The organism is Gelidibacter algens (genome assembly GCF_001678675.1).
Lineage (GTDB): Bacteria > Bacteroidota > Bacteroidia > Flavobacteriales > Flavobacteriaceae > Gelidibacter > Gelidibacter algens.
The window spans coordinates 84,511-98,712 of record NZ_LZRN01000006.1; the positions used below are offsets into that span (position 1 = coordinate 84,511).

At 37.4% G+C, this 14,202-nt stretch carries 12 protein-coding genes; 7 read left to right on the plus strand and 5 right to left on the minus strand.

All coding sequences use genetic code 11. The annotated features are described in order from the left end of the window. Positions 1–41 precede the first annotated feature (41 nt). Positions 42–2,042, minus strand: a complete 2,001-nt coding sequence (locus A9996_RS04290; RefSeq protein ID WP_066431308.1) for an alpha-ketoacid dehydrogenase subunit alpha/beta — start codon at positions 2,040–2,042, stop codon at positions 42–44. 147 nt (positions 2,043–2,189) lie between these two features. Here A9996_RS04290 and A9996_RS04295 point away from each other — a divergent pair, with 147 nt between their 5' ends. From A9996_RS04295 to A9996_RS04315, 5 genes are all read left to right on the plus strand, one after another. Further along, on the plus strand, positions 2,190–3,140 hold the full coding sequence (locus tag A9996_RS04295) for an isopenicillin N synthase family dioxygenase (protein ID WP_066431310.1): 951 nt from the start codon (positions 2,190–2,192) through the stop codon (positions 3,138–3,140). Between the two features lie 82 nt (positions 3,141–3,222). Further along, complete coding sequence (locus A9996_RS04300) at positions 3,223–3,546, plus strand: translation initiation factor (RefSeq protein ID WP_066431312.1); 324 nt, start codon at positions 3,223–3,225, stop codon at positions 3,544–3,546. After that, complete coding sequence (locus A9996_RS04305; protein WP_066431314.1) at positions 3,546–4,475, plus strand: DUF1835 domain-containing protein; 930 nt, start codon at positions 3,546–3,548, stop codon at positions 4,473–4,475. The genes A9996_RS04300 and A9996_RS04305 overlap by 1 nt, the downstream gene beginning before the upstream one ends. Then, positions 4,475–5,344 (plus strand): nucleoside phosphorylase, encoded by an 870-nt coding sequence (locus A9996_RS04310; protein ID WP_066431317.1) that lies wholly within the window; start codon positions 4,475–4,477, stop codon positions 5,342–5,344. Before A9996_RS04305 ends, A9996_RS04310 begins: the two co-directional genes overlap by 1 nt. A 96-nt stretch (positions 5,345–5,440) precedes the next feature. Beyond that, complete coding sequence (locus A9996_RS04315) at positions 5,441–6,295, plus strand: substrate-binding domain-containing protein (RefSeq protein ID WP_066431319.1); 855 nt, start codon at positions 5,441–5,443, stop codon at positions 6,293–6,295. A 250-nt stretch (positions 6,296–6,545) separates the two neighbouring features. Here the strand turns inward: A9996_RS04315 and A9996_RS04320 are convergent, their stop codons facing one another. Further along, complete coding sequence (locus tag A9996_RS04320; protein WP_066431510.1) at positions 6,546–7,211, minus strand: uracil-DNA glycosylase; 666 nt, start codon at positions 7,209–7,211, stop codon at positions 6,546–6,548. A gap of 117 nt (positions 7,212–7,328) precedes the next feature. On the opposite strand from A9996_RS04320, the gene A9996_RS04325 reads away from it, so the two are divergent. After that, positions 7,329–9,491, plus strand: coding sequence for an endonuclease MutS2 (locus tag A9996_RS04325; RefSeq protein WP_066431322.1), 2,163 nt, complete (start codon positions 7,329–7,331; stop codon positions 9,489–9,491). 80 nt (positions 9,492–9,571) lie between these two features. Then, positions 9,572–9,988 (plus strand): thiol-disulfide oxidoreductase DCC family protein, encoded by a 417-nt coding sequence (locus A9996_RS04330; RefSeq protein WP_066431325.1) that lies wholly within the window; start codon positions 9,572–9,574, stop codon positions 9,986–9,988. Positions 9,989–10,385: 397 nt separating this feature from the next. On the opposite strand, the gene A9996_RS04335 is transcribed toward A9996_RS04330, so the two are convergent. From A9996_RS04335 to A9996_RS04345, 3 genes are read right to left on the minus strand one after another with little or no spacing between them, the layout of a single operon-like run. Continuing rightward, positions 10,386–11,426, minus strand: a complete 1,041-nt coding sequence (locus A9996_RS04335) for a glutathione synthetase (protein WP_066431328.1) — start codon at positions 11,424–11,426, stop codon at positions 10,386–10,388. A 5-nt stretch (positions 11,427–11,431) separates the two neighbouring features. Then, entirely contained in the window at positions 11,432–13,270 is a 1,839-nt protein-coding gene (locus A9996_RS04340; RefSeq protein ID WP_066431330.1) for a peptidase MATCAP family protein, read from the minus strand. Then, positions 13,271–14,101: an N-formylglutamate amidohydrolase gene (locus A9996_RS04345; protein WP_066431333.1), complete on the minus strand. Its 831-nt coding sequence runs from the start codon at positions 14,099–14,101 to the stop codon at positions 13,271–13,273. Between the last annotated feature and the right edge of the window lie 101 nt (positions 14,102–14,202).

Genomic DNA, 14,202 nt, shown 5'->3' on the forward strand with positions numbered 1-14,202 from the left:
TTCGTGTATTCGTGGCAAAAATAACCCATGCAAAAAAAGAATCAATACGCTAAAACCTCCCTCAATGCCTTTTCAAACTTACCTTTTGACAAATACTGATCTTCCAATTGGTTGATGAACGGAATAGGTGTTTCCATACTCGCGACACGTTTTACTGGTGCGTCCAAATATTCAAAGCAGGTTTCCATAATCATGGCGCTCAAATCGCTCGCAATACCACCGAACATAGAATCCTCCTGAAGAATGATCACACGCCCTGTTTTCTTGACTGAGGTAAAAATAGCTTCGGTATCTAGAGGTTGCAGCGTTCTTAAATCGATAAGATCAGCTGCGATGTCTTCATTTTTTTCTAAGGTATCCAATGCCCAATGCACACCGGCACCGTAAGTTATAATTGTTACTGATTCGCCTTCTTTTAAAAGTGCTGCTTTGCCAAATGGAATGGTAAAATAATCCGTCGGTACTTCTTGACGAATGCTTCTATACAAAGCTTTATGCTCAAAATACAACACCGGATTTGGATCATTGATTGCGGTGGCCAACAAGCCTTTGGCATCATAAGGAAATGCTGGATAAACTACTTTTAATCCTGGGGTTTTTGTAAACCATGCTTCATTGGTTTGTGAATGGAAAGGTCCCGCGGCAACACCTGCGCCACAGGGCATTCTTACCACCACATCGGCATTTTGGTTCCAGCGGTAATGGGATTTTGCCAAATAGTTGACAATCGGATTAAAACCTGATGTCACAAAATCAGCAAACTGCATTTCTACAACCGCCTTCATTCCTGCAATGGATAAGCCCATGCCGGCTTCAATTATGGCCGATTCACATATAGGCGTATTTCGGACACGGTGGTTTCCAAACTCTTCTACAAAACCTTCGGTAATTTTAAAAACACCACCATATTCTGCAACATCCTGTCCCATAATAACAAGATCCTCATGCCGTTGCATACTTTGTCTCAATCCTTGGGAAATGGCATCTATAAAACGAATTTCTTCCTGTTTTGATTGTGGTTCAATGTGCTGATATTCATGCGATTTGTATACGTCGTTTAACTCAATACTTTCATCCGCAATAATCGCTTCTTCCGCGCCTGCGGTTTGTAAAGCCTTGTCAATTTCTGCCTTGATGGCGTGGTGCATTTCTTCATCGGTGGTTGTATTTAATACCCCTAAATTGAGAAGATATTTCCTATAATTATTTATAGGGTCTTTAGCTTCCCATTCTGCAATCAACTCCTGAGGAACATATTTGGTGCCACTCGCCTCTTCATGACCTCGCATTCTAAAGGTCTTGAACTCAATCAAGATTGGACGCGAACGCTTGCGCACACTTTCTGCAAGTTTTGAAATTTTACCATACACTTCAAGAATATTATTGCCATCTAATATAAAGGATTCGATGCCATAGCCTTTGCCTCTATCTGCCAAATCCTTGCAATAATACTGCTCGTTGGTTGGCGTTGACAAACCGTAACCATTATTTTCAATACAAAAAATGACTGGCAATTGCCATACAGCGGCAACGTTAAGGGCTTCGTGGAAGTCGCCTTCACTGGTACCTCCTTCTCCAGTAAAAACTGCGGTCACCTGATTTTTATTTTGGAGTTTGCTCGCCAAGGCAATACCATCAGCAACGCCTAATTGTGGTCCTAAATGAGAAATCATACCTACAATATGAAATTCTTGCGTTCCAAAGTGAAATGAACGGTCACGGCCTTTAGTAAAGCCATTTGCTTTTCCTTGCCACTGACTGAACAATCTGCTTAAAGGAATCTCACGTGTGGTAAACACCCCTAAATTTCTGTGCATTGGCAAAATATATTCTTCAGGTTGCAATGCCATAGTCACCCCAACAGAAATGGCCTCCTGGCCAATACCAGAAAACCATTTTGAAACTTTGCCCTGACGTAGAAGAATCAACATCTTCTCTTCTATCAATCTAGGCTTCAACATATTTTTGTAGAGCTGAAGAAGCGTCTTGTTGTCAAGATTTTTCTTATCATATTTAATAGCGCTCTTGGTAGGTGTCAACATAAGGTTGGATTTTAACTCTCAAATGTAAATAAAAATAGAGAGATTGACTCAAAACACTTGTTTTTTTAGCGTAATAAAGCGACTACGTTTTACAGTATTTTAGTTACTTTTGTAATAAAGCAGTTAAATCTAAAACCATATATAGCGATGAATGTGATACCAAGTGTAAACCTTCAGGATTTCGTTTCAGGCGATCCAGTCAGAAAACAGAAATTTATTGATGAAATTGGAAAAGCTTATGAAGAAATAGGTTTTGTAGCCCTTAAGGGTCATTTTTTAGATGATGCGTTAGTGGACAATCTTTATGGAGAGGTCAAGAATTTCTTTTCTTTACCTACAGAAGCCAAACAAAACTATGAAATTCCTGGTATTGGAGGTCAACGCGGATATGTCTCTTTTGGAAAAGAAAGCGCTAAGGGCCAGAAGCAAGGCGATTTGAAAGAGTTTTGGCACTTTGGACAGTATGTGGAAGATGATCCCGTACGGGCAAAAGAATATCCTGAAAACGTTACTGTTACTGAATTGCCAAGGTTTAATGAAGTGGGCAAAGAAGCTTACGCCATGCTTGAAAAAACGGCCAAATATGTACTCAGAGCCCTAGCGCTCCATTTAGATTTAGAAGAAACCTATTTTGATAATTACATTCATAATGGCAACTCTATTTTGAGACCTATCCACTATCCGCCAATTAAGGAAGAACCAAAAGATGCTGTACGTGCGGCGGCTCATGGAGATATAAATTTGATCACCCTTTTAATGGGGGCCCAAGGGCGTGGACTTCAGGTGCAAAACCATAAAGGCGAATGGCTTGATGCTATTGCACAGCCCGATGAAATTATGATAAATGTTGGTGACATGCTTTCAAGACATACCAATAACAAACTAAAATCTACCATCCATCGCGTGGTCAATCCACCAAGGGAGTTATGGGGTACTTCCCGTTATTCTATTCCATTTTTTATGCATCCAATCAGCGAAATGAAGTTGGATGTGTTAGAAAGCTGTGTTGATAAAGACCATCCCAAACAGTTTGAGGACATCACTGCTGGCGAATTTTTACATGAACGCCTAATTGAACTAGGGTTAATCAAAAAATAGTTTGCACTCGGCAGTCTTTAGTTGGCGTTCTTGTAACCACCGTAAACTGGAGACTGACGACTGAAGACTCAAGACTAAAAAAATGGATTTACAAGATCAACTTAAAAATTTGTTCCCTGAGCATACACCGGAAGATGCACCAGAAGCTGAGTCCTCCAACGTATGGCTACAAGATGACCCGATCATTTGCAAATATGAAAAGCGAAAGGGAAAACCAATCACTATTTTGGAAGGCTATACGGGAGCAACTGAAGATTTCAAAATTTTAGCCAAAGAACTTAAAACAACATTGAGTGTTGGCGGAAGTTTCAAAGATGATAAAATCATTATCCAAGGTGATTTCCGAACCCAAATTATGGAGATCTTAAAAGAAAAAGGTTTTGCTGTAAAACGTGTTGGTGGCTAATGTTACCTCAAACCCTACATATCACCAACGGCAATAATCTGACCGATTATTTGAAGGACCTTCATTATGAAGGTCACTTTTTGACTTGGCAAGAAATGCTTTGTGAAGGCCCAACCATAGAACGTATCGATTCTGACAAATTTTTCAATCTCAGAAAAAACTTTTTATTGGACTTTTATGACATTGAAATCAATGAAGATGAGCTCCGGCAAGAATTGGATATCTTAAACCATACTGATCAATTTCAAGAAATTGTCTTATGGTTTGAATATGATTTATTTTGCCATATTAACCTGATTGCTATCCTGAGTCTGTTACATCAAAAAAATGTCGAGCTCCCACTCTATTTGGTGTGCAGTGGCAGAGTAAAAGGAGAAAAAGAACTTAAAAGCCTGACCGAATTAAAACCGGAACAACTGCAGGAACATTATAACAACAAAATTGCGTTGTCTCGCAGAGATAGTGATTTGATGCATTCCTTATGGCAAGTATATTGCGGAAAAGACCATAATTTGTTCAAGCCATACATTGTTCAACAATCTTCTTTTCCCTATTTGAGCAATTGTTTGAAGGCTCATCTGGAGCGCTTTCCTGATTCAGAGACCGGCCTTTCAACTTTAGAGACGCATACGCTTCAAATGATATCAGATTATAAAATAAAATCAAAGCGTCACCTTTTGGGGTACATTCTTAATTTCCAAGGGTACTATGGCTTTGGTGATATGCAGATTAACAGAATGGTTGACGTGCTTGAGATATTCTTTTCTAAAGAAGGAGAGCAACTTGTTCTTAACAAAAAGGGATATGAAGCTATTGAAGAGCAGCATGATTTTTCTTCAGAATTTAATGCTCCAATGATTTTTGGAGGTGTCATAAAACATGATTTTAAGTTCAGTAAAATTCAAAATAAACTTATAAAAACAAATTAATGTCTATACAAGCATCAGAACTTATATTAAATCCAGATGGTAGCGTATATCATCTCAATTTGAAACCAGAACATTTGGCCAACACTATTATTACTGTTGGCGATCCTGATCGTGTGGACAGTATCACCAAACATTTTGATACCGTAGAATTTCAAACCAAAAAAAGAGAATTCCATACCCAAACCGGGACTTATAAAGGCAAACGTATCACGGTCATTTCTACAGGAATTGGTACCGATAATATTGATATCGTGTTTAATGAGTTGGATGCATTGGTGAATATTGACTTGGAAAATCGTGAAATAAGAAAGAAACTCACCACTTTAGAAATCATCAGAATAGGAACTTCAGGTTCCATCCAAAAGGAAATCGCAATAGATGCTTTTTTAATCAGTGAGTATGCCGCGGGTTTTGATAGTTTATTGCATTTTTATAAAAATGAAAATATTCAAGATCACGAGATTTCAGATGCTCTTGTAAAGCATACCAACTGGAATCCGTTAAAGTCAAAGCCCTATATTGTAAAATGCAATAACGCCTTATTTCGTAAATTTAGTTCTGACAAAACAGTAAAGGGTTTTACGGCTACGAATGTCGGGTTTTACGGACCTCAAGGCAGGGTTTTGAGACTCGCTTTAGAGGATGATGAACTGAATGCTAAGTTGGCAAGTTTTAGTTATAACACTATGCCTATAACCAATCTTGAAATGGAAACCGCAGGGATATATGGCTTATCAGCACTTTTAGGCCATAAGGCCATCTCGATGAATGCTATCATCGCGAATAGAGCGACGGGCGAATTTAGTGCGGATCCAAAAGCTGTTGTTGATGCCTTAATAGCATATACCTTGAACAAATTAGTAGAGTAATTAGGCTAAAAAGTATCCAGTACAATAGTAAAATTAACAAAAATATATTTCCTCACGATCACATTGATCTTGTGGGAATTAATTATAAAATATGCAATGAAGACTGTAAACATTGGAGGTGTTCCAGAACATTTCAATTTGGCGTGGTACTTAACGCTTAAGGGTGGGGAGTATAAAGATGAGGATATCAATTTGCGTTGGAAAGATTACCACGGCGGCACGGGCGCTATGACTGAAGCGCTCAGAACTGGCACCATTGATATGGCCGTTATACTGACAGAAGGAATTGTTAAGGATATTGCTGAAGGAAACCCGAGCAAAATTGTGCAGACTTTTGTACAAACACCTCTTATCTGGGGCATTCATGTAGCTCATGGTTCTGAATTTAAATCGGTTGAAGATTTAAAGGGAAAACGATGCGCTATTAGTAGATATGGGTCAGGTTCTCACTTAATGGCTTATATCAATGCTGAAAACCATGGCTGGAATTTGGAAACGGATCTAAATTTTGAAGTGGTACAAGACTTGGACGGAGCCGTTGAAGCTTTGAGCAATGGCAATGCTGATTATTTTATGTGGGAAAAGTTCATGACCAAGCCCATTGTAGATTCCGGTATATTTAGGCGCATTGCCAATTGTCCAACGCCATGGCCCTGTTTTGTCATTGCCGTAAGAAATGAATTCTTGGAAGCCAATGAACGTATCGTCAAAATTATTCTGGAAATCATTAATAATACAACTATTGATTTTAAGGAGATCCCAAGTATTGATCGGATGATTGCCAATAGATATGCTCTCAAATTAGAAGACGTTCAAGAATGGTTGACACTAACAGAATGGTCACAGAGTCATTTAGATGAAGCCACAGTAAAGAAAGTTCAGCAAAAATTAATTCAGCTAGATATTCTATCAGCACAACGCCCTTACCATCAAATTGTTAAAAATGTATAGATGAGTTTTAATTTTAACGTTTTATTAAGTTATTATGGTTTCATGATCCACGCGTAAAATTTTTTTATAGATTTGTACTCTCAAATCTTCATAGCCCTTTGACACAACCTATAAATTATGATCATCACTATTCTTGTTGTTGCTTTTTTAATTGCTTTAAATTTTCTACTGCTTGCCTTTAGTTGTAATAAAATCATGAAAAAAGACTTTATTCAGGCTCCTAAACCTGATCATCAATCTGACGCAGTAGTTACCAAACAATTGCACGAGCGTCAACTTGCTCCAACTGGGAGTTAGTTTTACTAAAACTTTTATTTCCAAACCAATATCCTCTATTTGCACTTAATGGTGACGGATGGCCTGAAGTAATGATCCTGTGTTTTGACGCATCAATAAATTTCAATTTTTGCTTTGCAAAACCTCCCCAAAGTATGAAAACTACATCCCTCTTCTGTTCGCTTATGGTTTTTATGACACTGCTTGTAAAGGTTTCCCAGCCTCTCTTTTGATGGCTTCCTGCTGCTCCTGCACGTACTGTTAAAGTAGCGTTGAGCAAAAGCACCCCTTGTTTTGCCCATGGTTCCAGATCTCCTGATATTGGATAGGGTTTACCCACATCTGTTTCCAACTCCTTAAAAATGTTTTTTAGCGATGGCGGATGTGCAATCCCATAGTTTACAGAAAAGCATAACCCATTGGCTTGGCCAGGTCCGTGATAGGGATCTTGTCCTATGATGACCACTTTTACCTGATCAAATGGGCACCAATCAAAAGCATTGAAAATGTCTTCTTCTTTTGGATAACAGGTATGCATACTATATTCCTCCCTAACAAATTTGGTCAAGTCCTTAAAATAAGATTTTTCAAACTCTGACTTCAATTGCTTTAGCCAACTGGAATGCATTTTGACGTCCATAATCATTTTTTTTATTTTGAATAAAAATAAAGCCATTTTTGTATGTGTTAAAATATATATTCCAAAACTTTAAATTTCCTTAAATTTGAACTTAATTATAAGATCCACCAAAAGCGAATGCACATTCAAGAGAAAACCCTAATAGACATTGAATTCCACACCGTCTTAAATCAAATGTCGTCCTATTGCATTACTCATTTGGGAACAGAGAAAGCCTTGCAGACGGCTCCTTTCGCCAACAAAGAAGTCTTGTTGAAGGCTTTGCTGCTTACCAACGATTATTTGTCGTCTTTTGATAATGATAATCGGATTCCAAACCACGGATTTGAACCAATTACCAGAGAAATCCAACTTCTTAAAATAGAAAACTCGGTTTTGGAGACTGAAAGTTTTAGAAAGATTAAAGCCATTTCCTTAGCGAGTAATGAGATTATTAATTTCCTGAAAAAATTTAAGGATTATTATCCCAACCTCTTTAATTATTCATTAAGTATTACGGTTACCGTAGAATTGATCAATGATATTGATGCGGTGATTGATCGTTTTGGGGATGTAAAAGACAATGCTTCGGAAGAGCTTTTTAAACTCCGCAAAGACATTAACAGCGTGAGGGGAAAAATCAACCAAAGTTTCGGATCGGCTTTAAACTCTTATATCGCTTTGGATTATTTAGATGACATTAGAGAATCTGTAGTTGAAAATAAGCGCGTTTTGGCGGTAAAGGCGATGTACAGGCGCAAAGTGAAAGGCAGTATTTTAGGGGGAAGTAAAACCGGAAGTATTGTTTATATAGAGCCGGATGCCACTTTTAGATACTCGCGGGAGCTCAACAATTTGGAGTTTGAAGAGAAGGAAGAAGTGACCAGAATCTTAAAGCAGCTCACGGATTACATCAGGCCATTTCATAATTTGCTAAAAGAATATCAGATTTATTTGACAGAATTGGATGTTATTTTTGCAAAAGCCAAGTATGCAGCGTCCATGAACGGTATTTTACCTGAAATTACTGACAACAGAGAATATGTCTTGAGAGATGCCATTCATCCTTTGCTCTATATTTCAAACCAAAAGAAGAATATAAAAACTTTTCCGCAATCAATTGAACTGCATCCCGACAATAGGATTATCGTGATTTCAGGACCAAATGCCGGCGGGAAAAGTATCACATTAAAAACGGTTGGTTTGCTGCAAGTGATGTTACAAAGCGGCTTGTTGATTCCTGTACATGTGCGGAGCAAATTGTGTTTGTTTGATCGGATACTGACAGATATTGGTGACAACCAATCGATAGAAAATCATTTGAGCACCTACAGTTACCGTTTGAAACAGATGAATTATTTCTTGAAAAAGTGCAATAAGAATACACTTTTTTTAATTGATGAGTTTGGTACAGGTAGTGACCCTGAATTGGGAGGCGCTTTAGCAGAAACCTTTTTGGAAGAATTTTACCATAGAGAAGCCTTCGGTATTATTACCACCCACTACTCCAACCTTAAGGTATTGGCCAATGAGTTGCCCTTTATGCAAAATGCCAATATGATGTTTGACGAAATAAGCTTGGAACCCATGTACAAATTGGCTTTAGGTCAGGCAGGTAGTTCATTCACCTTTGAGGTGGCGCAAAAAAACGGCATACCCTATAGTTTGATCAATCGTGCAAAAAAGAAAATAGAACGCGGTAAAGTCCGCTTTGATGCCACCATTGCAAAGCTCCAGAAAGAACGCAGCAAGCTTGAAAAAACAGAGCAATCCCTAAAGATTAACGAGCGGAAAACACAATCTGAAGCAGAAAAGCTTGAAGAAACCAATATTAAAATCCAAAAGAAGCTGGAAAGCTATCAAGAATTGTATGATAGCAATCAACGGTTGATTTATTTGGGTCAGAAAATGAATGATCTTTCTGAAAAATATTTTGACAACAAGAGAAAGCGAGAATTGATGGACGAGTTGTTCAAGTTGGTGCAGATTGAAAACTCAAAACGAAAGAAGCTTTCTGCCAAAGTGAAAAAAGTTCAGAAAGCCAAAGAAGAAAAAGTCATTAAAGAGGCTGAAAAAACGGTGGACGTCATTCGACAAAAAAAGAAAGCAGCGAAGATCAAAGTAGAAGCAGCACCAAAACCGAAAGCTATTTTTAAAATTGGAGACCGGGTCCGGTTACAAGATGGAAGGGCCGTCGGCAGCATTGACAAACTCGAAAAAAATAAAGCTACCATAAATTATGGCATGTTTACGACTAACGTGAGTGTGGACCAGTTGGAATTGGTTGAAAGAGTGAAGTAGCTATTAGTGGGCAGTTGGCAATTTTGAATGGTCTGTTTGTCAGTTTCAGTGTAATACATAAATATAAAAGTTAACATATCATGGCGCTAAATTTAGGAAACAACAAACAGCTGATTCTTTTTGACGGGGTTTGTAACCTTTGTGACGCATCGGTGCAATACATCGTCAAACATGATCAGCATGATATGTTCAGGTATACAGCGCTGCAAAGTGATGTGGGGAAAGAAATTATAGAGACATTTAATATTGACACCGCAAAAATGGATTCTATTCTGCTTTATTCGGTAGAGAAAGGAATTTACTATAAATCGACAGCCGCATTGAAAATTGCATCACAACTTGGGTTCCCAAGAAATCTCATGGCCATATTTCTAATTGTCCCTCCATTTATTAGAAATTGGGTGTATGATTATATTGCGAAAAACAGGTATGAATGGTACGGCAAGAAGGAAGAATGTATGATTCCGACAGCGGAATTGAAATCTAAATTTTTATAAATCAGAACCTACAGAATACAAAAAAAGTCCTCGGCAAAGAACTTTTTTAAAATTTAACAACTTAGTTGAAAATTAATCGAAACTAAAAAACGGAACTTTTAATAGTATCGAGGGAATACTCTTTGATGTAGCACATTATTTTGATACAGTAAATTTATAGCATTGGGCTGCACTCCAAAAACAAAATCGTTGTATGCCTCAAAATATTTGATAAAAAAGAGAAACGTGCACAAAACAACTGAAAACCGACATTTCGCTGAAAAAAAGCCTCAAAATAAATCTTTCAAATAAATCCAACCTTTAAAAGTTGGGAATGACTGAAAATCTTCAATTCCATTAATTTACACCGTCGACCCCTATCAAGCCAATAGAAAAACTCTTAATTTAAGGCCATATCTTATAATGTTGCCAATCTGCTATTGTACAAATAATCTTTATACATACTCTTGTAATAAACTTTACGCTCAATCGATTCAATCACGGGAGTTGCAAAATCAGCATCGTACATTTGCCCCATTACATTTAATCCGCCAGGACTGAACACGTTTATTTCCATCAGTTTTGAGCCCACGATATCAATTCCTACCAAAAACATACCGTCTTGCACAAGTTTAGGTCTCACAATATCTGCCAGCTCCATGATTTGATCGGTCATCTTAACTTTTTGGGGTTGCCCACCTGCGTGAATATTACTTCTGATATCTCCGGAGGCATTTACGCGCTGCATTATGGCATATTGCCCGTTGGCCTTCAACGGTTCGCCATTCATTAAAAATAAACGTGTGTCGCCTTTTGTGGCTTCGGTTAGATATTCTTGTGCAATCACAAAGCCGTCTCTACAAATGGCATCAATAGTTTGCGAAAGGTTGTGTTCATTTTTTTTATCCATCATAAACACATTGGTACCTCCTGAGCCTTGCAATGGTTTAAGGATCATTTTTTGTTTCTGGTCCTTGAAAAACTCTTTGATTTCGTTGTGATCTCTGGTGATGATGGTTTTTGGACGGAGGATTTCAGGAAAATGCTGAAAGTACATTTTGTTGACAGCGCCAGCTAAGCTACTGGGATGGTTAAGAACAATAACGCCGTTTGCCGCAGCAATTTCACCAAAAATAAAGGCCGCATTATAGGCCCAATCACGTTCATTGATTTCATCGGCAGGATTGTTTCTTAAGAACAGGACATCCAAATTTTTGGATGACATATTAACAAATTCTTCCTTTTGCAGGGCTTTAAAATACGTTTCTTCACTTTTAAAAACCCTGTCTTTTATAGTTTTGCAGCGTACTGACAGATGCCCTTGAGAGGCATATGACAGCTCGCCAACACCAATAAAAAATACGTCATGCCCTCTTTTGTAGGCCGCATAGCCCAAAGCGGGCGTTGTATAATTCCATTTTTCTGTGGAATGTTCATTTATTATAAATCCTATTTTCATTTTATTTAATTTACAAGTTCAACAATGGTAATGCCTTCACGTAGCTTTTGTAATCGTAATTTTACGTCGTTACGATCTAAAAATCTTGGTAAAATAGGCTCTTTCAAAACCTTTCGGTAAAGTAATTCTTCAATTAATTTAATATGCGTCACATTAAACTTACCTGTATAAAGAGGTTCAAGCTTGCCACCGTTTTTCAAATAGGCCATTAAATCAATTAGTCCTGCAAGATAGACCGCATCTTTTGTTAGTCCGCCGCCTCTAAATACACGCATCGTAATGTAATACGCAGTACGCTCAGAGAATGAATAGGTTTCTCTTAGCATATCAAAAGTTTCTATAAAGCTGGCATTATCAACCATAGATTGTACAGCAATAACCCGTCCTGCCAAAAGCCTGAGTCTATTAACTGTTAAACCTCCCACCAAATACTCTGCTATTACCGCTAAGCCTTCCTGCAATTGATCATAGCCTTCAAAACCTTCATACATTTGCTTCAAGGGTTGGCTTTTTCCATTACAATAGGTTAAGATATGTGTACCAATTTCATGCTGAATAAGCGCGTCACATCTATTGGCATCAAGGTCCATTTCAATATTTATGAGTAATTTTGACTTTGAGACCATGATGCCTGCAACATCATCCCTAATTTCAATACCGAGGTCTAAATCTGGAAATAGTTCTACATAATGATTCATTTCTCTTTGTGCGTATGCTGCAAATTCTACCCCGTTTAAACGCTTTGAACTTTTAATGTTTTCTGTTTGGGGGTATACTTTTAAAATATGCTCTGCAGTGGCTAAAACGTCTTCTCTAATCACGCCATAGAGACTTTCTCCTATAAATCTAAAATTATCAGTACCGCGTTCCTCCAGCATAATCAGTTGCTTTTCTATTTCAAGACGTTTACCTCTCAAAATAAAGGCTATGGTGGGGTCTTCTATAAGATCTAAAGGGATGTTATAAAGTTTACGTTTTTCAAGTTCCGGATCAATGGCAAGGAGTCTGTATTTGAAAGAAGGAACGGTTTTGAATTGATTTTGCTCAAATTTGTCCCATTCTTCATTACTGTTTACAGGTGTAACTCTTAGCAGGAAAGACATACCTTCACTAATCTCTGCCAATTTTGCATCTGATGATAAGGTCACCTCATCAATGTGGGTTTTACCAAGCATCAAATAGTTTTCAAATGCATCTGTAGTTTGCACTCTTATAAATTCATAAACAGCCCTTTTAATTGTTTCGGAGAAAATGGTATAAAACTTCCTGAAAAACAGAGTGAACAATTTATTGGTGTACGTGTTTTTGTAAACTACCGGTATTGAAATTCCTATAATCAGTGTTCCTGATTTTTTAGACGCATTAATATCTAGTAAAGACGTTAAGTGTTTTGGGTGCCTAAATTCCGTTTGGATGATTTTACAACTTACATTGGACAAGGTTTTTTTGATTTCGCTAAACCCATCGCTTAAAGCATTCACCGTCTCCAATGATTTATTTTTAGGAGCGTAAATTTGAAACTGATTTCTCAAAGAGTCCTCGTTTGGCCATAATTCTAAGATCAAAAAAGTATCAAACTTTTCAGAAGTCATTAGTCTAATGGCTTCCAATAGATGCGAAATATCAATACTTTCGTCCACAATAACATAAGACGCCTGTGTTTTCAAAAGCCTTGAAAAATAAACATCTCGCTCTTTAAATCTGTAAACACAAATAAAGGGAAGCAGTTTATCAATATGCAATAAGCCTTTTCTTGGCAACGCCACATTTACTGGAACATTTTCAGTAATATTTTTGCAAATTGTTTCAATTAATTCAGCAGCTATATGGTGTTGTTCAATCATTTAATTGGAATATATATTATAAAAATTTGAAGCGTGTTCAGGAAGCCGCTTTTTAAGACCTTTTCTAATGGCAGACACCACTTCTGGGTATGAGACTTGACCTTCTTCATCACAATATATTTTAGCCACTTCTGTAGCCAAGACCAAAGAGTTATCGAAATTGTTGGTAATAAATTTTAAAAAATAGCCATTTCCTTGGAAGGTATCATTTACTTTGGCTGTTGTTGGGATACCATTAGGCAGTTTAATTTCAGATAATTCTTTCCTCCAATCTTCCACCGAATTTCTGTAGCGTTCATTATCAATATTTGAAGTCCCTAAATTCCAGGTTGGCACTTCTCTGTCCCAACGTTTCCAATTATAGCTATGCATATCATAAACAATACAGCATCCAAATTTCATCTCCAACGTTTTAATGAGCGCATAAACAACTTTATAAAAATTTTGATGTTTTTCAAGACTTCTTGACTTCTCATCTTCAGTCAATGGTTCTTTCCACAGTTGTTTGCCCCAAGCATCTTCATAGATTGCAGTATCAGGGTCTCTGTTTAAATCATATTCAAATCTTGAGTCTAGGCCCGAAATCACTATAGGATGGGGTTTCAACATGTTTTTGGTTTTTGGATCTTCTTCATACCAACGGTCATATTCCGAATGCAGACATTTTGACCATAATTCTTTCCGGAACTGATGCCCGTTATGTATTGCTGCACAAGCATAGGGTACATAGTCGTCAATTTTGATAGTGAAGGAATAATCAGAGGCCACGGCATGAAATAACTCTTCAGATTCAATTTTTGAGATAATGTCTTTAACTGATAATTTCCGCATATGCTAAAATTTTAATTAAATTTAAAATTAGTGCTTTCAAAATAGGTAGACTGACTCATATCATAGCAATTGTGTCGGTAATTGATTTGTCATACAGTATT